Origin of the sequence: Micromonospora sp. NPDC051543 (assembly GCF_044454415.1) — a bacterium.
Taxonomy (GTDB): domain Bacteria; phylum Actinomycetota; class Actinomycetes; order Mycobacteriales; family Micromonosporaceae; genus Micromonospora.
This window is the reverse complement of the sequence record NZ_JBITDT010000007.1, coordinates 266,845-290,888: the sequence shown is the minus strand read 5'-3', so window position 1 is coordinate 290,888 and position 24,044 is coordinate 266,845. Positions and strand designations below refer to the sequence as shown.

Here is a 24,044-nt window from a genome sequence, read left to right as displayed (position 1 = left end):
CGACGGGATGCCACGACATCGGCGATCTCGTGTCGATCAAAATGCCAGCTCGGGCCGGCGCCAAGATCTGAGCAACTTCCCCGTTACTGCTGCATACGGCGTGCGGGAGGCAGCAACAACAGGGATGTTGCGCGGATCTTGCTGCGTGGACCACCACTCCTCGCGATCTTGCACTTTCGGTGGCGACACAAGGGATATCTCACCCCATGTCGACAACAGAAACCGCAAGATCGGCGGGAAGGTGGGGGTGGGGCTCAGGTCAGGTCGTTGACCGCGCGTAGCACCGGGCGCGTGGTCAACGGGACCGGGTCCAGCGCGACGTCGGACCGCACCGTGAACGTGGTTGTCTCGCCGGGCAGCAGGGTGACCAGCGCAGCGTCCACAGTGGCCGCCGGCTCCAGCCGGTCCGGGAAGAGGGTCAGGTCGCGCAGCACCGTGCGCGCGGTCACCCGGACCCGCTGGCCGCCGTCCACCGGCTCGACCGTCGCGTCCCACGCCGCCGTCGCCCACTCGACGTCCCGATCCTCGGCGAAGAACCACAACGCGCGCTCCGCGCTGCCGCCGGCCTCGGCGACCAGCAGCTCACGGCGGCTCTCGTCCGGCCGCGCCAGCTCCGCCGGCAGCGCCAGCGTCACCGAGGAGTACGCCGGGACGTCGAGGTCGACCGAGGTCTTCGCCCTCGGCTCCCCGGCGAGAGTCACCCGGGTGACTGTGGCCGGCACGGTCCACGCCTCGGCGGTCTCATTCACCGCGACCAACGCCAGTCCACCGCCACCAGCCAGCCCGGCACCCCGGGGCTGCAACGTGAGCAGGCGGTCGGCGTACGCGTGGCGCAGCGCGTACCACAGGGGTTTGCGGCGGCCGTCGCCGTCGACGGCCGACCAGGAGGTCACCGGCCAGCAGTCGTTGAGCTGCCAGACGATGGTGCCGGCGCAGACGTCGCGGTGGGAGCGGAAGTGCTCCACCCCGAGCTGGATGGCCCGCGCCTGGTTGAGCTGCGTGAGGTAGTGCCAGTCGTCGAAGTCGGCCGGAGCGGGCAGGTGGGCGTCCAGGCCCCGCTGGAGCTTGGCGTCACCGCCGGCTGCCTTCTGGTGGTGGGCCATGCCCGGCGAGTCGGGGGCCAGGGGTTCGTCGCTGAGCGCCCGCCGCAGCGTGGCGTACGCGGGTGGCGCCTGGTAGCCGAACTCGGCCACGAAGCGCGGCACGTACTCGCGGTACTTCGTGTAGTCGTCGGTGTTCCAGACGTCCCAGATGTGGGTGGTGCCGTGCGCCGGGTCGTTGGGGTGGATGGTCTCGCTTCCCGACCAGGGGCTGCCCGGCCAGTACGGGCGGGTCGGGTCCAGCTCGCCGACGATCTGCGGCAGCAGGTCGAGGTAGTAGCCGCGTCCCCAGGTGCGCCCGGCCAGGGCTTCCTGCCAGTCCCAGTCGTGCCAGCCCCAGATGTTCTCGTTGTTGCCGGTCCAGAGCACCAGCGACGGGTGCGGCGTCAGGCGGGTCACCTGCTCGCGGGCCTCGGCGGCCACCTCACCGCCGAGACCACCGAACGGCTCCTCCTCGGGGTACGCGGCGCAGGCGAAGAGGAAGTCCTGTTGGACGAGCAGGCCGCGTTCGTCGGCGAGGTCGTAGAAGTTCTCCGACTCGTACCGGCCGCCGCCCCAGACGCGCAGCAGGTTGACATTGGCGGCGGCGGCCTGGTCGAACCGCTCGGCGAGCCGGTCGCGGGTGATCCGGGTGGGGAACGTGTCGTCGGGGATCCAGTTGACGCCCCGGACGAAGACCGGCACGTCGTTGACGGAGAGCGCGAACGGGGTGCCGTGCTCGTCGGGGGTGGTGTCCAGCTTGACGGAGCGGAAGCCGATCCGTCGGGACCAGGTGTCCAGGCTGTCGCCCTCCGGCGCGTGCAGGGTCACCTCCAGCAGGTGGCGGGCCTGTTCGCCGTACCCCCGGGGCCACCAGAGCGTGGGCTCGCGGACGGCGAGGGTCAGCACGGCTGTGCGCTGGCCGGCCTCGACGACGGCCTCGGCGCGGACGCCGCCGACGGCGGCCCGGACGGTCAGCGGGACGTCCGCGACCCGCTCGACCTCGACGTGCACCTCGACCCGGCCGTCGCGGCCGTCGAGAGCGACCAACGGGCGGACGGTGGCCAGCCGGGCGGTGGACCAGGCGTGCAGGGCGATGTCCTGCCAGATCCCGGCGGTGACCAGCGTCGGTCCCCAGTCCCAGCCGAAGTTGCAGGCCATCTTGCGGACGAACTGGAAGGGCTCCGGGTACGCGTTGGGTCGGTCGCCGAGTCGGTCGCGCTGCGCCTCGGCGTAGCGGTACACGGAGTCGAACGCGACGGTCAGCTCGTTGTCGCCGGCCCGCAGCAGCGCGCGGACGTCGAACCGGTAGCCGCGGTGCATGTTCTCGGTGCGGCCGACCTCGACGCCGTTGACGCTGACGGTGGCGACGGTGTCCAGGCCGCCGCAGACCAGGTCGATGCGGTCGTGGGTGCCGGCCGGCGGACGGAAGGTCGTCCGGTAGCGCCAGTCGGCGCGGCCGATCCAGGCCAGCGACAGCTCGTTGTCGTCGAGGTACGGGTCGGGGATCAGCCCGGCGTCGAGCAGGTCGGTGTGGACACACCCGGGCACGGTCGCCGGTACGGTCCGGTCGGCGATCTCCACCGGCACGTCCACGTCGGACATCGCCCGCAGCGTCCAGCCGTCGTGCAGGGCCTGTCGGCTCACGATTCACCGCACCTTCGTGATCGAGACGTTAGCTGAACCGGATAAGCTCAGCCACCGTACGATCCGACCCCCGGGGTGTCAAAACCCCCGAACGGCCAAGGAGAACGCCGGTGAAGCGGCCGACCATCGCGGACGTCGCCCGGCGGGCGGGGGTGTCCAAGGGCGCCGTGTCGTACGCGTTGAACGGGCAGCCCGGCGTCTCCGAGGCCACCCGGCAGCGCATCCTCGCCATCGCCACCGAGATCGGGTTCAGTCCGAGCAGCGCCGCGCGGGCCCTGTCCGCCGCCACCGCCCGGGCCGTCGGCCTGGCCCTGTGCCGCCCCGCGCGGACGCTGGGCGTCGAACCGTTCTTCATGGCGCTGATCAGTGGTGTGGAGGCCGAACTGTCGGCCCGCTCGTACGCGCTGACGTTGCAGGTGGTGGCCGATCACGACGCCGAGATCGCCGTCTACCGGCGGTGGTGGGGCGAGCGCCGGGTGGACGGGGTCCTCGTCTGCGACCTGCGCACCGACGATGCGCGCATCCCCGCCCTGGAACAGCTGCGCCTGCCGGCCGTGGTCATCGGCGGCCCGGGCGGCACCGGGGAGCTGGCCAGCCTCTTCTCGGACGACGCGGCGGCGCTGACCGAGGCCGTGGAGTACCTGGTCGCGCTCGGGCACCGCCGGATCGCCCGGGTCGCCGGCCTGCCCGACCTGCGGCACACCGAGATCCGTACCGACGCCTTCGCGGCGGTGTGCCGGCGTCTCGGCCTCTCCGACACGGTCACCGTCTTCTCCGACTACACCGGCGAGGAGGGCGGGCGGGCCACGCGACGACTGCTCAGCGCCACCTCCCGGCCCACCGCGGTCATCTACGACAACGACGTGATGGCCATCGCGGGACTCTCGGTGGCCCAGGAGATGGGCCTGACCGTGCCGGCCGACCTGTCCATCGTGGCCTGGGACGACTCGCCGCTGTGCCGGCTGGTGCACCCGCCGTTGACGGCCCTGGGCCGCGACATCTCCGCGTACGGCGCGCACGCGGCCCGCCACCTGCTCGGCGTCATCGCGGGCGAGCCGGCGACCCGGTTGCGGGACGAGACACCGCAGTTGACCCCGCGTGGCAGCACGGCACCGCCCCGGGACAGGTGAACCGGTTCATCACCGGTACGCCGAGGGAAACTCCTCGAAGTACGCCTCGACGCGCTCGGCGGTCGCCGGACGGGACAGCGCGAAGCCCTGCCCGTAACGGCAGCCGGCCCGGTGGGCGCCCTCGACCTGGGTGGGCGACTCCAACCCCTCCGCGACGATCTCCACACCCAACCGCTCGCCGACGTTGACCACCACGTCGATCAGCGGCGGCTGCCCCGTGGGCTCGGCCCCGACCAGGTCGGGCCCCACCTTCAGCAGGTCGATCGGCAGCCGGCGCAGGTGGGCCAGCGAGGCGTGTTCGGGCCGGAAGTCGTCGAGCGCGGTGCGTACGCCCAACGACCGGAGACCCGCGAGCCGGGCCACCACCGTCGGCAGGTCGGCGGCGACCCTCGGCTCGGCCACCTCCACCACCAGGCGCTCGGGCGGCACCCCGTACGCGGCCAGGACCGCCGCGGCGCGCTGCACGAAGTCGGGCGTGGTCAGCTCCCGGGTGGTCACGTTGACGGCCATCCACAGCTCCCGAGGGCCCGCCGACCAGGCCGCCAACTGCCGGCAGGCCCGGTCCAGCACCCACCACTCCAGCTCGCCGACCAGATCCAGATCCTCGGCGACCGGCAGCAGCTCGGCCGGGAGCACCGTGCCGAGCACCGGGCTACGCCACCGCAGCAGCGCCTCGGCGCCCACCGGCTGACGGTCGGTCAGGTCGAGCACCGGTTGGTAGACCAGGTCCAGTTCGCCCCGGGCCACCGCGCCCGGCAGCTCGCGTTCCAGGTCGAGCCGACGGACCAGCTGCTCCTCCAGGAACGCGTCGTACCACTCGACCCGGTCTCGGCCCAGCTGCACCGCCCGCCGCCGGGCCAGCTCGGCCTGACGCAGCACGTCGGCCGGCCCCGCGCCACCCACCTCGGCCAGCCCGATGCTCGCCTGCACGCGCAGCACCGACCCGGCCAACCGGTACGGCGACGTGAGCGTGCTCAGCAGCCGGGTGCCCAGCGCGTACGCCAGCACGGGCCCCGCACCGGTGACCACCGCGAAACCGTGGCCGGCGCAGGCGGTCACCAGATCGCCGGGCGAGACGACCGCCCGCGCCCGCAGGGCGGCCTCGGCAAGCGCGTCCTCGCGGGCCACCGGCCCCAGCCCTTCGATGCCGTGCAGCTCCACCAGCAGCAGCGCACCGGTCGGGGCGGGCACGTCGCCGATCGCGGCGAGGGCGGCGAGCAGGGCCGCCCGGTCCCCCGGCCCCTCGCCGGCCGGGCCGAAACCATGGCGCGACCAGGAGACACCCGTGTCGGGCCAGGTCGCGTCAGCATCGGCCGCAGGAGTCCACGAATCGGTTGTCGGGGCCTGCCACGGCGGTTGCGACTCCCGGCGGCGGACCGAGTGGTCGGCGGCCCGACGGTGCGCGGCGGGCCGCTCGGGGACACCCCCGTCACCGCCGCGCAGCAGCTCCCGCAGGACCAGAGGTGGCACCGCCGCCAGGGCGAGCAACAGACTCGTCCGGTCCGGAGTGCGACCGGAGCCGAGGTGCAGGCCCGCCGCGAGCAGCAGCACCGACGCCGGGAGGACCGCCCGTGGCCAGGTCGTGGCCGCTGAACCGGACGGCGGCGTCGAGCTGGCCGACGTCACCGCCGATGTCGCGCCCAGGGCCGTCAGCAGCATGCCGAGCACCAGCGGCGGCACCGCCAGAAGCGGCGCGCGCCCCGACGACGTGGGCGGCAGGATCGTCAACAGCGCCAGACCGACCAGGGTGAGCAGGAGGCCTCCCCGGCAGATCCCGTGGCCCGAGCGCCGCCCTGCGCCCGTGAACGCGCCGAGCGCGGCGATGCCCAACCCGGCCAACACCAGCGCCGCGACCAGCCGGGCCGGAGCGGGGAGAGTGTCCACGGGCAGGAGCAACCACCCGGCAAGGGTCAGACCGATCGTCGGTCCCGTCGCCTCGACCAACTCCCGTAGTCGGGTCGGCGAGGGCGTCCGTGCCGGGAGCCCGCGTAGCCCGGCCACGGAGAGGGCCGCGACGGTGAGCGACCCGAGCAGCGCGACCGCGCGCTGCCGGGTGTCGACCAGCGGCAGCGCGGCCGCGACCCAGCCGGCGGCCACCACCGCCGCGTCGAGCAGGACCAGCCCCACCCGCCCCGAGGAGTCGCTCGACGGCGGCGCGGACCGACCGGCGGCCAGCCGGGAGAGTCGTACGCCGGCCAGGGTGGCGCCCGCGCCACCGGCCAACGCGATCACCACCGGGGTCGGGACCATCCCCGCCACACCGGCGAGGACGAGCAGCGCCACGGCCGTGGACACGGCGGCCTCCGGGGCCGCCCGGCGGGGGACGAGGAAACGGAACGGGTACGCGAGGAGCACGGCGGTCGCCTTCGTGAGGGGGCACGGGGCGGTGCGACGGTGCGGGTGGTGCGAATGCTGCTGCGGTGGCACGGGTGGCGGATGTTGCGAGGCCGCTGCCCAACACTGGGAAACGACCGGCGACCGGATTGGTTACGCGTCGGCCATCGGCACGAAGCAGTGACCCGTGTCACTGTACGCGTGCGGGCACCCGTGACACCGCCCGCCGCGACCCCGGCCGACCAGGGGTGGGATCATCGCGGGGTGAGTACGCCCGACACGGTCCGCTTCCGTTTCAACCAAGCCATCCTGGTCGCCTCGGTCATCGCCTTCATCGGTGCCCTGCCGCTGGCGAACGCCCGGGCGTACCTGCTGCCGGTGCTGCTCGTCCCGCTGGGCGTCGGGGTGTGGGCCTGGCGGTCCGGCACCGACGCCGACTCCCGGGAGCTGCGCCTACGGGCGCTGTTCGGGCAACGCCGGATCGGCTGGGACCACGTCGTCGAGTTCGCCACCGACGCACGCGGGCGGGCCGTCGCCCGACTCGACGACGGCCAGCAGGTCGTCCTGCCGGCGGTACGCGGCACCGACCTGCCCCGCCTGGTCTCGGCCACCGGCCAGAGGATGCCGGACGAGTCCGCCGAGACGCCCGGCGCGTAGGCGGCCGTTCCCGCCCGCCGGCTCAGTAGCCGTCGACCACGGTGTTGACGAGCGGTTCACCGGCGGCGAACCGCCGTACCTGCTCGCCGACCAGCCGGTACGCACGCGGCAGCAGACCCCGCACCGACCCCGCCACGTGCGGTGTGAGCAGCACGTTCGGCATCGTCCACAGAGGAGACTCGGCGGGCAACGGCTCCGGGTCGGTGACGTCCAGCGCGGCCGAGATCCGGCCGGTGGCCAGCTCGGCGACGAGCGCGTCGGTCCGGGCCACCGGGCCTCGGGCCGCGTTGACCAGCAGCGCCCCGTCGGGCATCGCGGCCAGGAAGTCCTTGTCGATCAGACCACGGGTCTGGTCGGTGAGCGGCACCAGCACCACCACCACGTCGGCGTCGGGCAGCAGTCTCGGCAGCTCCGCGACGGCGTGCACCGACTGCTCCGGCCGGGCGCTGCGGGCGACCAGGGTGAAGCTCACCCCGAACGGCGCGAGCCGGTCGCGCACCGCCGTGCCGATCGAGCCGGCCCCGACGATCAGCACCCGCTTGCCGGTCAGCTCGTCGGTCGGCGCGTTGCCGTCGTACGCCCACCGCCGCTGCCCCTGCGCGCGGGCGAAGGCGGGAAACGCCCGGAGCTGGGCCAGGATCGCGGTGACCACCCACTCGGCGGTGGAGGGATCGTGAACCCCCCGGGCGTCGCAGAGCGTGACCCCGTCGGGCACCCGGTCGACCCAGGCGTCCGCTCCGGCGGAGAGCAGTTGCACCACCGCCAGGTCGGGCAGCTCACCCAGCAGAGCGGTGGCGTCCGAACCGCTCAGGAACGGCGGCACCCAGAAACGGACGTCGGCCACGGCGGACGGCAGGCGGTCGGCGCGTTCGGCGACCTCCACCGTCACGCCCGACGGCAGCTCGCCAACGAGGTCCAGGCCAGCGTGGTGCGGAATCCATACCTTCACGTCCGCCGACGATAGCCGTCGCCACGACGGCCGGCGCGGGCACGGCGGAACCCGCGCCGCCGGGCGAGAGGCGACACACCGGTGTCCGGCCCGGCCGTGACGGGGTATAACCGAGAGTCGGAGGTCAGCTCCGCCTCCACCCCGGCAGACAGGCGCTCGATGACCGACGGCTCCCCCGCCCGCACGCGACGTTCGAGCACCCCACCTCCGGCGCTCGGCGACGCGGCGCGGCTGCGCGCGCTCGCCGACACCGGCCTGGACGCGACTCCGGACGAGGCGTTCGACCGGTTCGCCCGACTGGTCAGCGACCTGCTGGAGGTGCCGGTCGCGCTGGTCTCGCTGGTCTCCGCCGACCGGCAGTTCTTCCCGGGGGCGGTCGGTCTGCCGGAGCCGTGGTCGCAGCGGCGACAGACCCCGTTGAGCCATTCGTTCTGCCAGCACGTGGTGGACATCGAGGTGCCGATGGTGCTGCCGGACGCCCGGCTCTACCCCCGTGTACGCGAGAACCTCGCCATCGACGACCTCGGCGTCGTCGCGTACGCCGGGATGCCGTTGACCGACCTCTCCGGCCGGGTGCTCGGTTCGCTGTGCGCCATCGACAACAAGCCCCGGGCGTGGACAGCCCGACAACTGCGGACCCTGTCCGACCTGGCGGCGGCCTGCTCGTCGGAGTTGCGCCTGCGGATCGCGCTGGACGGGGCCCAGGAGGCGGGTCGTCGGGTGGTGCAGGCGCACGAGCGCCTGGAACTGCTGGCCGGAGTGAGCGAGACCCTGGCCGGCACGTTGGACGTGGGCACGTCGCTGCGCCGGCTCGCCGACGCCATGGTGCCGGTGCTCGCCGACTGGTGCCTGCTCATCCTCGCCGGGCCCACCGGACAGCCCCGGGAGGTCGTCGCGGCGCACCAGGACCAGGCCCGGACGCCGGACGTCGACCGCTTCGCCGCGCTGCTGCGGACCGGCCTGAACCAGGAGTCGGTGATCCGCGCGGTGCTGCGGACCGGCCAGCCCCGGCTCGGCGGGGTGGCGTCGCCGGCCGACGTGGCCCGGGGCACCACGGATCCGGAGCTGTCGGTGATCGCCGAGCGGCTGGGCATCGCGTCGTACCTCAGCGTGCCGGTGCGGGCCGCCGGGGGCACCGTGCTGGGCGCCATCACCCTGGTCAACAGCCCGGGCCGCCAACAGTTCGACGACCGCGACCTGCTCACCGCCGTGGACATCGGCCGCCGCGCGGGGCAGGCCATCGGCAACAGCTCGATGTACGGGGAGCAGCGGCACGTCGCCGAGGTTTTGCAACACAGCATGCTGCCGCGTCTACCGCACGTGCCGGAGCTGGAGCTGGCGGCCCGCTACCAGCCGGCCGCCGACCGGGTCGAGGTCGGCGGCGACTGGTACGACGCCTTCGTGCAGCCCGACGGCGACGTGATCGCGGCGATCGGGGACGTGGCCGGGCACGACATCGAGGCCGCCGCGACCATGGGTCAGCTCCGCAACCTGGTACGCGGCAACGCGTTCGGCCGGCACGACGAGGTCGGGGCGTTGGTGAGCCACCTGGACGACGCGATCCGGGGTCTGCGGCTGCCCATCGCGGCCACCGCCACGCTGGTGCGGATCGGCCCGGAGCGCTCCGGTGTCCGTGAGCTGACGTGGTGCAACGCCGGGCACCCACCGGCCCTGGTGGTCCGCGCCGGCGGTGCCGTGGAAGTCCTCGACGCGACGCCGGAGCCGCTGCTCGGCCTGGCCCGGCCCACGCCGCGGACCAGCCACTCGGCCGGCCTGACCACCGGAGACACGCTGCTGCTCTACACCGACGGGCTGATCGAGCGTCGGGACCGGTCCATCGACGACGGGCTCGCCGAGCTGGTGGGCCGGCTGGCCGGCACCGACACGATGCCCCTGGACGATCTGTGCGACCTGCTGCTCGCGTCGATCCACCACCGCGAGGACGATACGGCGCTGCTGGCGGTCCGAGCCCGCTGAGTGCGGAGGACCCCGGCCAGCCCGGCCGGCGGGCTACCCTGGGCCGGGTGAGAGCCCGTCCCCCGTACCCTCGCGTCCGCCGCCTCCGGGCGGTCCTCGCGGCGTCCTGCGCGGCGCTGCTGTTCGCCTCGGGTTGCAGCTTCGGCGAGCCGGACCCCGATCCGGCGGGCGAGCCACCCAACCTGCCGACCCCGTCGGCGTCGCCGAACGCGGGCGGCGCGGGCCAACAGGCGGTGACCACCGTGCTGGCCAAGGGACTGCGGGTGCCGTGGGCCATCGCGTTCCTGCCGGACGGCGGCGCGCTGGTCACCGAGCGGGACACCGGCCGGATTCTGCAGGTGGGCCCGGAGTCCGGTCCGGACGGGCTGCGGGTCCGGGTCGTGCAGACGATCGACGACGTGGCGGCGGCGGGTGAGGGCGGCCTGCTCGGCATCGCCGTGTCCCCCGGCTACGCCCAGGACCGGACGGTCTTCGTCTACTACACGGCCGAGCAGGACAACCGGGTCGCCCGCCTGCAGATCGGCGGGCAACCCACCCCGATCCTCACCGGTATCCCGAAGGCGAACGTGCACAACGGCGGCGGGCTGGGGTTCGGGCCGGACGGGCAGCTCTACGTCAGCACCGGTGACGCGGGAGAGCGGCCCAACGCGCAGGACACCAAGAGCCTCGGCGGCAAGATCCTGCGGATCACCGCCGACGGCAAGCCCGCGCCGGGCAACCCGTTCCCCGGTTCGCCGGTGTGGTCGTTCGGCCACCGCAACGTGCAGGGTTTCGCCTGGGACGCGGCCAAGCGCATGTACGCCGTCGAGTTCGGCCAGAACACCTGGGACGAGATCAACCAGATCACCAAGGGCGGTAACTACGGCTGGCCGGAGGTCGAGGGGCGGGCCGGCGACAAGCGCTACACCGACCCGATCACGCAGTGGGCCACGGCCGACGCGTCCTGCTCCGGGCTCGCCGCGACGGACCGGCTGCTCGTCACCGGCTGCCTGCGTGGGAAGCGACTGTGGGTGATGGAGCTGACCGACACCGGCACACTGCTGGGGCAGCCGAGCGAGCTGCTGACCAACCGGTACGGGCGGCTACGTGCCGTGGCCGCCGCGCCCGACGGCTCGCTCTGGGTGAGCACCTCCAACCACGACGGGCGGGGTGACCCGGCGGCCGACGACGACCGCCTCCTGCGGGTGGTCTTCGCCGGCGGCGACGGCGGCCGCAGCTGACCTGCGTCACCTTCCGCCCAGGTTTGCCAAGATCCTTCGACGGGCAGGTCAGAATCTCAGCATGGACGGGCAACGCGACGAGCAGCACGGCGACGCCGAGGGCCGGGACGACCCGGTGACCGGCGGCGAGCCGTCGCGCCCGGCCCGCCGACGGATCGGCCGCCCCGGCGGGCCGGTGCGGCGCACTGGCATGATCCTCGCCGTGCTGGTGGTGGCCCTGGCCGGGGCGGCGCTCGGCGTGCTGGCCGGCGGTCGGGTGAACACCGACATCGGGCCGTTCCGGGCCAACCTCACGCTCTCCCCGGCCAGCGACGGCGGGACGACGATCGACGTGCCGCCGCTGGGCGCGCTGCTGATCGACAGCCACAGCGGGCCGACGCACCTCACGGTACGACTCGGCGCACTCGACCAGGGGCGCACCGAAGCGCTGCTCGACGACCCCGCGAGCATCAGTCGGGCCAGCCAGAGCGCCGTGGAGGACGTTCGCTCCGGGGTGATGCGGCTCGGTCTGCGTACCCTCGCCTCGGCGGTGCTGGTCACCCTCATCCTGGCCGCGTTGGTCTTCCGGGACGTGCGCCGTACGGCCTGGGCCGGCGGGTTGGCGCTGCTGGTCACCGCCGGCAGCCTCGGCACGGCCGCCGCAACGCTGCGCCCGCAGGCGATCGAGGAGCCGCGCTACGAGGGTCTGCTGGTCAACGCGCCGGCGATCGTCGGCGACGCCCGCCGGATCGCCAACGACTACACGAAGTACGCCGAGCAGCTGCAACGCATCGTCGGCAACGTCAGTCAGCTCTACACGACGGTGTCGGCGTTGCCGGTGCTCGATCCCGCGCCGGGTACCACCCGGGTCCTGCACGTCTCCGACATGCACCTCAACCCGACGGGCTGGCAGCTGATCCGCACGGTGGTGGAGCAGTTCGGCATCGACGTGGTCATCGACACCGGCGACATCACCGACTGGGGCAGCGAGCCGGAGGCGTCGTTCGTCGGCTCGATCAGCCTGCTCAAGAAGCCGTACGTGTTCATCCGGGGTAACCACGACTCGGGCAAGACCGGCGCAGCGGTGGCTCGCCAGCCGAACGCGATCGTGCTGAACAATTCGACGACCACGGTCGCGGGCCTGACCATCGCCGGCATCGGCGACCCGCGCTTCACCCCGGACAAGAACACCTCACCGGCCGGCAGCGGGCTCACCCAGGAGGTGGCCGACCAGGTGATCGGCGCGGGTGACCAGCTCGCCGCGACGATCCGCAACTCGCCGCGGCCGGTCAACATCGCCCTCGTGCACGACCCGGCGTCGTCCGGGCCGCTCGCCGGCACCTGCCCGCTGGTGCTGGCCGGGCACACGCACGCCCGGCAGGTCTCCAAGTTGCCGCAGGCCCCCGGCCAGCAGCCGACGGCCCTGTTCGTGGAGGGCTCCACGGGCGGGGCCGGGCTGCGCGGTCTGGAGGGCGAGAAGCCCACCCCGCTGTCGATGACGGTGCTCTACTTCGACCAGCAGAAGATGCTCCAGGCGTACGACGACATCACCGTCGGCGGCACCGGTCAGGCCCAGGTCAACCTGGAGCGCCACATCGTGCAGGACCCGAGCGCCGGCGCACCCGCCTCGGTCACCCCCACCCCGACCCGCTGAGCGCGGGCTACCACCCGCCGACCCGCCGACCCGCCGACCTGGCGGTGCCCGCCCGCCTCCCGCGCGGGGCCCGCACCGGAGCCAAAGCCGGCGCCCGAGCCCGAGGGGTGTCTGCGCAGCCTTTGCTCTGCTTCAACGGAGGCAACAGTTACGTCGGGTTACTCCGCTCCCGCTGCGTACACCCGAATTTCTGCAGCTCAGGGCTGGTGTTGCGCATATTGAAGCAGAGCAAAGGGCGCAGAGAACCCGGCAGGCAGGCGGACGCTCCCCACTCTCAGTGACGGCCGCAGTGAGACACGAAGGCCGGTGCACGCGAACCGGCAGGCGGGCAGGCGGGCGGGCAGGCAGGCAGGCAGGCAGGCAGGCAGGCAGGCGAAGCCAATCCCCACGGGCGAGATCAGCGCAGGGTGAGATCAGCGCAGGGCGAGGGCGGCCAGGGCCGCGTTGACGATGCTGCCGGGCAGCAGGTCGTGCAGCTCGTACAGGTCGGCCACGCTGCCGGACTGGCCGAACTCGTCCACCCCGAGCGGCACCGCCGGCGCGCCGAGCGCCGACCCGAGCCAGGCCATGGCGTGCGAGGCCGCGTCGTGCACGGTCACCACCGGCACCCGGTCGGCGAACGCGGACCGCAGCGCGCCGGGCACGCTCGGCACGGTGGCGGTGCGTACGCCCTGTCGCAGGGTGCGCTGCCAGGCCCGGTAGAGCCGGTCGAGGCTGGTCACGTCCAGCACGTGCGCGGCGATGCCCTCCTCGGCCAGTTCGGCGGCGGCGGCCAACACCTCGGGCAGCACCGCGCCGGAGCCGGCGAGCTGCACCACCGGCGCGTCGGCCAGGTGTGGGTACGCCTGGTGCGCGTCGACGAGCCGGTACGCCCCGGCGACCACCTGCCGGCGCAGCACCGCGTCACCGAGCCGGGCCCGGGCCGCCTCGAACGGCGCCTGGTCCAGCGGACGGGTGCTGAGGCGGAAGTAGTACGCGCCGTCCTCGGCGGGGGCGGCGGTCACGGCCGGGGTCGCCCCGCCGGCGATCTGCCCCAGCGCGTCGCAGAGCAGCCAGTCGAGGCTGCCCGCGTACGCCGGCTCGACGAACGTCACGCCGGGCAGCTCCAAGCCGACCGACGCGGTGATCGTGGACTGGTGGGCGCCGCCCTCGGGGGCCAGGGTGATGCCGGACGGCGTGCCGGCCACCACGAACCGCGAGCCGGAGTACGTGCCGTAGAGGAACGCGTCGAGGCCCCGCAGCACGAACGGGTCGTAGACCGTGCCCACCGGCAGCAGCGGCTGACCGGACAGGTCCCAGGAGAGGCCGAGCTGACCGAGCAGCAGGAACAGGTTCATCTCCGAGATGCCCAGCTCGATGTGCTGCCCGGTGGGGCTCTCGGTCCAGCGCAGCATCCGGTCCTCGGTCCAGGAACGCTGCTCGGTGGGCGCGAACACGCCAGTCTTGTTGATGAATCCGGCGAGGTTGGTGGAGGTGGCCACGTCCGGGGCGGTGGTGACCAGGTAACGGCCGACCTCCCGGTCCCGCGCCAGGTCCACCAGCACCCGACCGAACACCTCCTGGGTGGAGATGGGCTTGTTGGCGCGTACTCCCGTGCTCTCCGGAACGGTGACCCCCAGCGCGCGCTCGCGCGGCGCGCGGGACAGCGCCTCCCGGCGGGCGCCGGCCCGGACGCCGGCCGGGGACGCCGGGTCGAGGCGGTCCCACTCGGTCTCGGCGGTCAACCCGTGCGCGGCGCGCAGCGTGTCGACCTGCTCGGTGCTGAGCAGCGCGGAATGGTTACGCGGGTTGCCGGCGATGGGCAACCCCCAACCCTTGACGGTGTACGCGAAGACGACGCTCGGCCGGTCGGTCACCGCGTCGCACTGGGCGTAGGCGTCGAGCATCGCCTGAAGGTCGTGCCCGCCCAGGTCGGTGACGAGCGGGCCGAGGTCCTCGTCGGTGATGCCCTCGATCAGCTCGGCGATGCCGGCCGGCGCGCCGTCCAGGAACTGCTTGCGCAACGTGTCGCCGGCCAGCCCGAACAGCGACTGGTACTGCTCGTTGGGCATCGCGTCGATCCAGTCGCGCAGCGCCTCGCCACCCGGCCGGGCGTACGCCTCGGCGAGCTTGCGGCCGTACTTGACCTCCACGACGTGCCAGCCGGCCGCCTCGAACTGGCCGCGCCACTGGTTGATCCGGATGCCGGGGACCACCCGGTCCAGCGACTGCCGGTTGAAGTCGACGAGCCACATGACGTTGCCCAGACCGGTCGTCGCCGGGTCAGCCACCGCCTCCCAGATGTTGCCCTCGTCCAGCTCGGCGTCGCCGATCAGCGCCACGAACCGGGAGTGCGGCCGGGCGCCGAAGTGCGCGTCGACGTAGCGCCGGGTCGCGGCGGCGAAGAGCGGCGCCGCCGCGCCCAGACCGACCGAGCCGGTGGAGAAGTCCACCTCGTCCGGGTCCTTGGTGCGCGACGGGTACGACTGGAGGCCGCCCCGTGCCCGCAGCCGGGGCAGGTACGACCGGTCCAGGTTGCCCAGCAGGTACTGGATGGCGTGGAACACCGGGGAGGCGTGCGGCTTGACGGCCACCCGGTCCTCGGCGTCCAGGTGGGCGAACCAGAGCGCGGTCATCGCCGTGACGAGCGAGGCGCTGGACGCCTGGTGGCCGCCGACCTTCACACCGTCGCCGGTGACCCGGTCGTGGTTGGCGGCGTCCACGATGCGGGTGGAGAGCCACAGCACCCGCCGCTGGATCTCGTCGAGGACGTCAAGGTCGTGCTGGGTCACGGTGGCTCCATTCGGGCGTCGCCGTCGACGCCCTCGACGAGGGGTGCGGGGTGGCCGCGTGGTCGACAGGGGATGACGGAAGGCCGCCGCCGGGTCGCGGCGGCGGCCTGTCCGGGCGGGGTCTCAGCCCTGGACGCCGAGGCGCTCCAGGACCAGCGTGCGGACGGCGGCGGCGTCGGCCTGACCACGGGTCGACTTCATCACCGCGCCGACGAGCGCGCCGGCCGCCGCGACCTTGCCGCTGCGGATCTTGTCGGCGATGCCCGGGTTGGCGGCGATGGCCTCGTCCACGGCGGCGGTGAGCGCGCCGGTGTCCGAGACGACCTCCAGGCCCCGGCTGGTCATGATCTCGGTGGGCGAGCCCTCACCGTCGACCACGCCCTCCAGCACCGTGCGGGCCATCTTGTCGTTGAGCTTGCCGGCGTCGACCAGGCCCTGCAGCTCGGCGACCTGCGCCGGGGTCGCGCCGATGTCGGCCAACTCCACACCACTCTCGTTGGCCCGGCGGGACAACTCGCCCAACCACCACTTGCGGGCCGCCGCCGGCGTGGTGCCGGCGGCCACGGTGGCCTCGATCAGCTCGACCGCGCCGGCGTTGAGCACCGACTGCATGTCCAGGTCGGACAGGCCCCACTGCTGCTGAAGCCGACGCCGGTGCACCCGGGGCAGCTCCGGCAGGGCGGCCTTCAGCTCGGCGACCCAGGCCGGGTCCGGGGCGACCGGCACCAGGTCCGGCTCCGGGAAGTACCGGTAGTCGGTCGCCGTCTCCTTCGAGCGGCCCGGCGTGGTGTCGCCGCTGTCCTCGTGGAAGTGCCGGGTCTCCTGGGTGATCCGGCCACCCGCGTCGAGCACCGCCGCCTGCCGCAGCATCTCCGAGCGGACCGCCCGTTCCACCGACCGCAGCGAGTTGACGTTCTTCGTCTCGGTACGCGTGCCCCACTCCTGCCCCGGCAGGTTGAGCGAGGTGTTCACGTCGCAGCGCAGCGAACCCTCCTCCATCCGCACGTCCGAGACGCCGAGGGTACGGATCACGTCACGCAGCTCGGCGACGTACGCCCGGGCCACGTCGGGGGCGAGCGCGGCGGTGCCCACGACGGGCTTGGTGACGATCTCGACCAGCGGGATGCCGGCACGGTTGTAGTCGACGAGCGACTCCGTCGCACCGTGGATCCGCCCGGTGGCGCCGCCGACGTGCAGCGTCTTGCCGGTGTCCTCCTCCAGGTGCACCCGCTCGATCTCGATCCGGACGGTCTCGCCGTTCACCTCGACGTCCAGGTAACCGTCGACGCAGATCGGCTCGTCGTACTGGCTGATCTGGAAGTTCTTCGGCATGTCCGGATAGAAGTAGTTCTTGCGGGCGAACCGGCACCACTCGGCGATCGAGCAGTTCAACGCCAGGCCGATCCGGATGATCGCCTCGATGGCGGCCTTGTTGGCCACCGGCAGCGACCCGGGCAGGCCCAGGCACACCGGGCAGACCCGGGTGTTCGGCTCGCCACCGAAGTCGGTCGGGCAGCCGCACCACATCTTGGTGTTCGTGCCCAACTCGACGTGGGTCTCCAGGCCGATCACCGGTTCGTAGCGCGCGACGACCTCGTCGTACGCGGGCAGCGTCGTCGTCATCTGGGCTCCTGCCTCACAGTGCCGGTGGGGTGAACGTGCCGACCGCGGACTCCAGCGCGGCCGCGACCCGGTACATCCGGTCGTCGGCCATCGTCGGGGCCATCACCTGCAGGCCCACGGGCAGCCCCTCGGAGAGACCACAGGGCACCGAGATGCCCGGGCCGCCGTACAGGTTGGTCGGGATGGTGAACAGGTCGGCCAGGTACATCTGGTACGGGTCGGCGGTGCGCGCGCCGATCGGGAAGGCCGTGAACGGGGTCGTCGGCGAGATCAGCGCGTCGACCCGCTCGAACGCGGCGTTGAAGTCCCGCGTGATCAGCGTACGGACCTTCTGCGCCTGCCCGTAGTACGCGTCGTAGTAGCCCGACGACAGCGCGTACGTGCCGATCATGATCCGGCGCTTCACCTCGGGGCCGAAGCCGGCCTCGCGGGTCAGCGACATGACCTCCTCCAGCGACCGGTTGCCGTCGTCGCCGACCCGCAGGCCGAACCGGACGCCGTCGAACCGGGCCAGGTTGGAGGAGCACTCGCTCGGGGCGATCAGGTAGTACGCCGGCAGCGCGTACGCGAACGTCGGGCAGGAGACCTCGACGATCTCCGCGCCCATCTTCGCGAGCGCGTCCACGGACTCGCGGAACGCGGTCATCACACCCGGCTCGGCGCCCTCGCCGACGAACTCGCTGACGATGCCGAGCCGTACGCCGGTCAGGTCGCCGGTCGCGCCGAGCTTCGCCGCCGCCACCACATCCGGCACCGGCTGCGGGATCGAGGTCGAGTCCCGGGGGTCGTGCCCGCCGATCACCTGGTGCAGCAGGGCGGCGTCGAGCACGTTGCGGGCGCACGGGCCGGGAGTGTCCAGCGACGAGGAGAACGCCACCAGGCCGTACCGGGAGGTGCCGCCGTAGGTGGGCTTCGCGCCCACGGTGCCGGTGACCGCGCCGGGCTGGCGGATCGAGCCACCGGTGTCCGAGCCGATCGCCAGCGGCGCCTCGTACGCGGCCAGCGCGGCGGCGCTGCCACCACCCGAACCACCCGGGATGCGGCTCAGGTCCCACGGGTTGTGCGTCGGGCCGTACGCCGAGTACTCGGTGGAGGAGCCCATCGCGAACTCGTCCATGTTCGTCTTGCCCAGCATCACCGTGCCGGCGTCACGCAGCCGCTGCACGATCGTCGCGTCGTACGGCGGGCGCCAGCCTTCGAGGATCTTCGAGCCGACGGTGGTCGGCACGCCACGGGTGGCGAGCACGTCCTTCACCGCGACCGGCACGCCCGCGAGCGGGCCCAACTCCTCACCGGCGGTGCGGCGCTCGTCCACGGCCCGGGCGGCGGCGAGCGCGCCCTCGCTGTCCACGTGCAGGAACGCGTGCACCCGGTCGTCGACCGCGGCGATCCGGTCCAGGTGCGCCTGGGTCACCTCGACGGCGGAGGTCTCCCCGCCGGCGACCAGGGCGGCGATCTCCGTCGCGGTCATTCTGGTCAAATCGCTCATGACGCCACGTCCTCGCTCAGAATCCGGGGTACGCGGAACCGCTGCTCCTCGGCGTCGGGCGCACCGGACAGCACCTCCTCGGGGGTCAGGCACGGCGTGACGACGTCCTCGCGGAAGACGTTTGTCAGCGGCACCGAGTGTGAGGTCGGCGGGATGTCCGCGGCGGCGACCTCGCCGACCTGGGCGACCGCCTGGAGGATCACGTCGAGCTGGCCGGCGAACGTGTCCAGCTCCTCCTCGGTGACGGCGAGCCGCGACAGGCGCGCCAGGTGCGCGACCTCCTCGCGGGAGATGGCGGCCATCCGTGCCCCCTTCTGATGTCCTGCTGGTCGGGCGGTGTGCCGGCCGCGCGACGGGTGCAGCGTGACGCGCGGTGACCGGAGCGAGTCTATTGTTCCGCGCCCCGCGCCGGCTGCTCGGGTGGGTCAGCGCGTGAGCCGGCGGCCGGCGTCCGTCTCCGGGCCGCCGCTGGGGCGCACCGGCCGGTAGCGGGCCAGCCACGTGACCAGCTCCTCGGCGGGCATCGGACGGGCGTAGAACCACCCCTGGGCCGCGTCGCAGCCGGCCGCGTACAGCATCCGCCAGGTCCGCTCGTCCTCCACACCCTCCGCGACCACCCGCAGGCCCAACGCTCCCGCCAGCTCGATCGTCGAGCGGACGATCGCCGCGTCGTCGGCGTCCTCGGCCATGCCCAGCACGAACGAACGGTCCACCTTCACCTCGGACAGCGGCAGCCGCCGCAGGTGCTGCAAGGACGAGTAGCCGGTGCCGAAGTCGTCGAGCGCGATGGCCACCCCGATCTGGTGCAACCGGGTGATCGTCGCCAGCACCCGACGCGGATCGGCCATCAGGGCGCCCTCGGTGATCTCCAGTTGCAGCCGCTCGGCCGGCACCCCGTAGCGGGCCAGCCGGTCGGCGATCTGGTCGGCGATCTCGCCGGTGTGCAGGTCGCGCACGCTCACGTTGAGCGCCGCGCGCAACCCGATGCCGGCCGCCGACCACTTGGCGAGCTGCTCCACCACATCGTCCACGACCCGGCGGGTGAGCAGCCGCATCACCGCGCTCTGCTCGGCGACCCGGATCAGCTCCTCCGGGTCGACCATGCCTCGGCGGGGATGCCGCCAGCGCAGCAGCGCCTCGACGCCGACCACCTCGCCCGTCGCGATGGCGATCTGCGGTTGGTAGTACATGGTGATCTCACCGGCGTCGTCGACCGGCTCACCGTCGCGTGCCCACCCGGTCGGCCCGATCGTCGGCCCGATCGTCCGCCCGCCCGTAGCGGACCCGCCGTCGCGCCCCGGACGGCGGTCGCCCGCCGTCGACGGCGCGCCACCGTTCGGCGAGCGCCGCCCGCGGCCGCCGGCACGCCGGTCCCGGCTCGGACCAGGACGGCTCCCGGGAATCGTCGCGCGGCTGTTGCGGCCCCGGATCGGATCGGCCCCGGTGGCGATCCGATTGATCAACTCATCGGCGTGCGCCACCTCCTCGCCGGCACGCCGACGGAGACCCCACCACCGCCCGCCGGTCACCTGCGGCGCGGCGATCACCGGCGCGGCCCCGGCCGGCAGCGCGGCGCCGTCACCGCCGCGCACCTCGGCCTCCACCGCGAGGGGTACGTCTGCCGTCCGCTCCGAACCACCCCGCTCGGCGTGCCGGGCAGGCGCGGTCTCGCCCGCCGGTACGGCCTGCGCGGCGTCCACGTCGTGCCCCGCCCCGTCGGCGTGATCCGAACTGTCGGCGTGATCTGCCTCGACGGCGTGGCTGGCGTCGGCCGCGTGACCCGCCTCGACCGCGTGGCTCGCCTCGACCGCGTGACCCGCCTCGACGGCGTGGCTCGCGTCGGCCGCGTGACCCGCCTCGACCGCGTGACCCGCCTCGACGGCGTGGCTCGCGTCGGCCGCGTGATCCGCCTCGACGGCGGGTGAGCCGGATTCGAGCACCCGTCGGAGGTCGGCGAGGAGCCCGAGACGCTCGGCCGAGTTGTGGTCGGACTCCGGGGCGTATACGGCGACCGTGTCGTTACGGTGCTTGGCGTCGTACATCGCCACGTCCGCGTGCCGCATCAGGGTGGCGAAGTCCTCACCGTGCTCGGGGAAGAGGGCGATCCCGATGGAGCCGCCGACGTCGAGCGGCAACCCGTCCAACGGCACCGGCTCGGCCAGCGCCCCGACCACCCGGTCAGCCAGCTCACGCGCCTGACCGACGTCGGACAGCCCGGTCATCACGATGGCGAACTCGTCCCCACCCAGCCGGGCGATCATCTGCGGTCGGGGTTCCACGTCCGCGAGTCGGGCACTGACCTCGACCAGCAGCCGGTCTCCCACCGCGTGCCCGAGCGCGTCGTTGACGTTCTTGAAGCGGTCCAGGTCGATGAGCAGCAGCGCCAGATGTCCGCCGGGCTCGCCCCGGGCGGTCCGCTCGGCGTGCAGGTGGACCTGCTCCGCCACCTCAGCCAGCAGCGCCTTGCGGTTCGGCAGACCGGTCAGCGGGTCGGCGGCGGCGAGGTGCTGCTGTTCGACGGTCAACCGGGCCATCCGGTACACGGCGAACAGCGGCACCAGCACCAGCGGGATCAGCGCCGCACTGAGCCGGGCGGCGGCGACGAGCACCGGCGCGAGCAGCAGCAGCGAGCCGGTGGAGAGCAGTTCGAAACCGACGCCCTGGCGGACGGTGGGCCACCAGCGGCCGCCGAAACGCAGTCGTACGGCCCAGCTCACCAGCCCGTAGTTCACCGAGAACCAGGCGAGCGTCGCGCCGCCGACGGCGACCACGTCGGTCCAGTGCAGGCGTCCCCCGGAGAAGATGGTGCCCGGCCCGAGCTGGACGACCCCGTACGCCGCGGCGAGCGCGCAGGCGTACTGGCCGACGTTGAACGCCGTCCGCCAGGCGGCGTTGCCCATCCGCCAGCCGGAGACGATCACCCCGAGGGCCTGTACCGCCACCGCCGGGCCGGGCCCCCAACCGAGCAGGATCGCGAAGGTGAAACAGGTGGACGGGAAGACCGCCGAGGTCTGCCGTCGCCCGGGCGGGACGAACGGGCGCGCGTCGCAGATCACCGCGAGCGCGGCCATCGTCCAGAACGCCACCGGCAGCCGGGACAGCTCCCCGGGAAGCGTCGCGAGTGGACCAGCGGCGGTCAGCGCCGCCACCACCAGGATGCCGACGACGAAGGTGGCGAACGGCGCCACCCGCCCAGGTGGGAGGGAGTTGCGCGGGTCGGCGACCTCCATCACACCTCCCGAGGAACCGTCGACGTGTCGGTGAGCACGCCGTGACCCAATGAAACGCCCTCGGCCCCGAGTTTCCCGGTATGACAGTCACGAATCGGTAGTAGTCGTAATTAAGTTGGTATACGCGGCGGCCCACCTCGGCGACGTGGCGGCGTCAGCCCTCGACTCGGGCGACCTCCCGCGCGGCGTCCGGGCCCGCGTCCAGCAGCAGCCGGAACCCGTCCTCGTCCAGCACCGGCACCTTGAGGCTGGCGGCCTTGTCGGCCTTGGAACCCGGGTTGTCCCCCACCACGACGAAGCTCGTCTTCTTGGAGACCGACCCGCTGACCTTGCCGCCCCTGGTCTGCACGGCCTCGGCGGCCTGGTCCCGGGAGAAGCCGGCGAGGGTGCCGGTCACCACGACGGTCAACCCCTCCAGCGGACGCGGGCCCTCGTCGACCGCCTCCTCGGCCATTCGTACGCCCGCGTCGGCCCACTTGCGGACCACCTCGCGGTGCCAGTCCACGGCGAACCACTCGCGGATGCTGGCCGCGATGGTCGGCCCGACGCCGTCGACCGAGGACAGCTCCTCCTCGCTGGCCGCGTCGATGGCCTCCATCGATCGGAAGTGCCGGGCCAGCGCCTGGGCGGCGGTGGGGCCGACGTGCCGGATGGAGAGCGCCACCAGCACCCGCCACAGGTCACGTTCCCGGGCGACGGCCAGGTTGTCGAGCAGCTTGACCGCGTTACTGCCGAGGCTGCCGTCCTTGTTGACGAAGAACGGCGAACGAGACAGTTGGTCGGCGTCGAGCTGGAAGAGGTCACCCTCGTCGGCGATGATCTCCGCGTCGAGCAGCGCCCCCGCGCCCTTGTAGCCGAGCACCTCGATGTCGAACGCGCCACGGCCGGCGAGGTGGAACACCCGCTCGCGGAGTTGGGCCGGGCAGCTGCGGGTGTTGGGGCAGCGGATGTCGACGTCCCCCTCCTTGGAGGGCGCGAGCGGGGTGCCGCAGGACGGACAGGTGGTCGGCATGACGAACGGGCGGGCGTCGGCGGGCCGCAGGTCGACCACCGGACCGAGCACCTCGGGGATCACGTCGCCGGCCTTGCGCAGCACCACCGTGTCGCCGATCAGCACACCCTTGCGCTCCACCTCGCGGGCGTTGTGCAGGGTGGCGAGCGCGACCGTGGAGCCGGCCACCCGCACCGGCTCGAGCACGGCGAACGGGGTGACCCGACCGGTACGCCCCACGTTGACGTCGATGTCGAGGAGCTTGGTGGTGACCTCCTCCGGCGGGTACTTGAAGGCGATCGCCCAGCGCGGGGCTCGACTGGTCGAGCCCAGACGGCCCTGGATGGAGACCGGGTCGACCTTGACCACCACACCGTCGATCTCGTGCTCGACGTCGTGCCGGTGCTCGGCGTAGTAGGCGATGTATTCCGCGACGCCGGACAGGTCGGGCACGACCCTCCACCGGTCACTGGTCGGCAGCCCCCACGCCTTCAGCGCCGCGTACGACTCGGACTGCGCGGCGGGCTGGAACCCCCGACGCGCGCCGATGCCGTGCACCACGAGACGCAGCGGCCGGGAGGCGGTGACCCGCGGATCCTTCTGCCGCAGGCTGCCGGCAGCGGCGTTGCGCGGGTTGGCGAACGGCGCGCGCCCCTGCTCGACCAGGCCCGCGTTGAGGTCGGCGAATGCGGCGACCGGGAAGTAGATCTCGCCCCGGACCTCCAGCAGCTCGGGGATCGTCGGGAACTCGGCGGACGGCGCGAGCTGGCCGGGCACGTCCCGGATGCTGCGCACGTTGGCGGTGACGTCCTCGCCGGTGCGGCCGTCGCCCCGGGTGGCGGCCCGGACCAGCCGACCGGCCTCGTACGTCAGGTTGATCGCCAGACCGTCGACCTTCAACTCGCAGAGGTAGGGCACCGGCCCCCCGGCGTCCCGTTCGACCCGCTCGGCCCAGGCCGCCAGCTCCTCGTCGGCGAAGGCGTTGTCGAGCGAGAGCATCCGCTCTGCGTGCGTGACCGGGGTGAAGTCGGTGGAGAACGTGCCGCCCACCCGTTGGGTCGGCGAATCCGGCGTACGCAACGCGGGAAACTCCTGCTCCAACGCCTCCAGCTCGCGCAGCTGCTTGTCGAACTCGGCGTCGGTGACGATCGGCGAATCCAGCACGTAGTAGCGGTACTGATGCTCGGTCAGCTCGCCACTCAGCGTGGCGTGCCGCTCCCGCGCCTGCGGCGTCGGCTCCGCGCCGGCCGCCGCCTCCTGAGCCGGGCTGACCTGCTGACCGATCTGCTCCTCGGACACCCCGCCACCTTCGGA

At 73.1% G+C, this 24,044-nt stretch carries 14 protein-coding genes; 5 read left to right on the top strand and 9 right to left on the bottom strand.

The genetic code is table 11. The features are described 5' to 3' along the window. Positions 1 to 254: 254 nt before the first annotated feature. Positions 255 to 2,684, bottom strand: coding sequence for a glycoside hydrolase family 2 protein (locus ACIA3K_RS15525; protein WP_396801760.1), 2,430 nt, complete (start codon positions 2,682 to 2,684; stop codon positions 255 to 257). Positions 2,685 to 2,836: 152 nt separating this feature from the next. Here ACIA3K_RS15525 and ACIA3K_RS15520 point away from each other — a divergent pair, with 152 nt between their 5' ends. Then, positions 2,837 to 3,856 (top strand): LacI family DNA-binding transcriptional regulator, encoded by a 1,020-nt coding sequence (locus ACIA3K_RS15520; RefSeq protein ID WP_396801638.1) that lies wholly within the window; start codon positions 2,837 to 2,839, stop codon positions 3,854 to 3,856. Between the two features lie 9 nt (positions 3,857 to 3,865). Here the strand turns inward: ACIA3K_RS15520 and ACIA3K_RS15515 are convergent, their stop codons facing one another. Beyond that, positions 3,866 to 6,211, bottom strand: coding sequence for an EAL domain-containing protein (locus ACIA3K_RS15515; protein ID WP_396801637.1), 2,346 nt, complete (start codon positions 6,209 to 6,211; stop codon positions 3,866 to 3,868). 243 nt (positions 6,212 to 6,454) lie between these two features. On the opposite strand from ACIA3K_RS15515, the gene ACIA3K_RS15510 reads away from it, so the two are divergent. Next, on the top strand, positions 6,455 to 6,847 hold the full coding sequence (locus tag ACIA3K_RS15510) for a PH domain-containing protein (RefSeq protein WP_396801635.1): 393 nt from the start codon (positions 6,455 to 6,457) through the stop codon (positions 6,845 to 6,847). A gap of 22 nt (positions 6,848 to 6,869) precedes the next feature. Here the strand turns inward: ACIA3K_RS15510 and ACIA3K_RS15505 are convergent, their stop codons facing one another. Further along, on the bottom strand, positions 6,870 to 7,796 hold the full coding sequence (locus ACIA3K_RS15505; RefSeq protein ID WP_396801633.1) for a 2-hydroxyacid dehydrogenase: 927 nt from the start codon (positions 7,794 to 7,796) through the stop codon (positions 6,870 to 6,872). Positions 7,797 to 7,955: 159 nt separating this feature from the next. On the opposite strand from ACIA3K_RS15505, the gene ACIA3K_RS15500 reads away from it, so the two are divergent. From ACIA3K_RS15500 to ACIA3K_RS15490, 3 genes are all read left to right on the top strand, one after another. Next, positions 7,956 to 9,773 (top strand): SpoIIE family protein phosphatase, encoded by a 1,818-nt coding sequence (locus ACIA3K_RS15500; RefSeq protein ID WP_396801631.1) that lies wholly within the window; start codon positions 7,956 to 7,958, stop codon positions 9,771 to 9,773. Between the two features lie 47 nt (positions 9,774 to 9,820). Further along, complete coding sequence (locus ACIA3K_RS15495) at positions 9,821 to 10,993, top strand: PQQ-dependent sugar dehydrogenase (protein ID WP_396801630.1); 1,173 nt, start codon at positions 9,821 to 9,823, stop codon at positions 10,991 to 10,993. 61 nt (positions 10,994 to 11,054) lie between these two features. Then, positions 11,055 to 12,626, top strand: a complete 1,572-nt coding sequence (locus tag ACIA3K_RS15490) for a metallophosphoesterase (protein ID WP_396801628.1) — start codon at positions 11,055 to 11,057, stop codon at positions 12,624 to 12,626. Positions 12,627 to 13,039: 413 nt separating this feature from the next. On the opposite strand, the gene ACIA3K_RS15485 is transcribed toward ACIA3K_RS15490, so the two are convergent. The 6 genes from ACIA3K_RS15485 to ligA form a co-directional block, all read right to left on the bottom strand. Beyond that, positions 13,040 to 15,397: a transketolase-like TK C-terminal-containing protein gene (locus ACIA3K_RS15485; protein WP_396801627.1), complete on the bottom strand. Its 2,358-nt coding sequence runs from the start codon at positions 15,395 to 15,397 to the stop codon at positions 13,040 to 13,042. A 123-nt stretch (positions 15,398 to 15,520) separates the two neighbouring features. Then, positions 15,521 to 17,020, bottom strand: coding sequence for an Asp-tRNA(Asn)/Glu-tRNA(Gln) amidotransferase subunit GatB (gene gatB, locus ACIA3K_RS15480; protein ID WP_396801626.1), 1,500 nt, complete (start codon positions 17,018 to 17,020; stop codon positions 15,521 to 15,523). A 13-nt stretch (positions 17,021 to 17,033) separates the two neighbouring features. Beyond that, the gene (gatA, locus tag ACIA3K_RS15475; protein WP_396801624.1) at positions 17,034 to 18,509 is read right to left on the bottom strand and encodes an Asp-tRNA(Asn)/Glu-tRNA(Gln) amidotransferase subunit GatA; all 1,476 of its coding nucleotides are present in this window, start codon (positions 18,507 to 18,509) and stop codon (positions 17,034 to 17,036) included. Further along, a complete protein-coding gene (gene gatC, locus ACIA3K_RS15470) occupies positions 18,506 to 18,811 on the bottom strand; it encodes an Asp-tRNA(Asn)/Glu-tRNA(Gln) amidotransferase subunit GatC (RefSeq protein ID WP_355052147.1) in 306 nt (101 codons plus the stop codon). The genes gatA and gatC overlap by 4 nt, the downstream gene beginning before the upstream one ends. A gap of 123 nt (positions 18,812 to 18,934) precedes the next feature. Further along, positions 18,935 to 21,739 (bottom strand): EAL domain-containing protein, encoded by a 2,805-nt coding sequence (locus tag ACIA3K_RS15465; protein ID WP_396801622.1) that lies wholly within the window; start codon positions 21,737 to 21,739, stop codon positions 18,935 to 18,937. 154 nt (positions 21,740 to 21,893) lie between these two features. Continuing rightward, positions 21,894 to 24,029 carry an NAD-dependent DNA ligase LigA gene (gene ligA, locus ACIA3K_RS15460; protein ID WP_396801621.1) on the bottom strand — a complete coding sequence of 712 codons (2,136 nt, stop codon included), beginning with the start codon at positions 24,027 to 24,029 and terminating at the stop codon, positions 21,894 to 21,896. Positions 24,030 to 24,044: the final 15 nt, after the last annotated feature.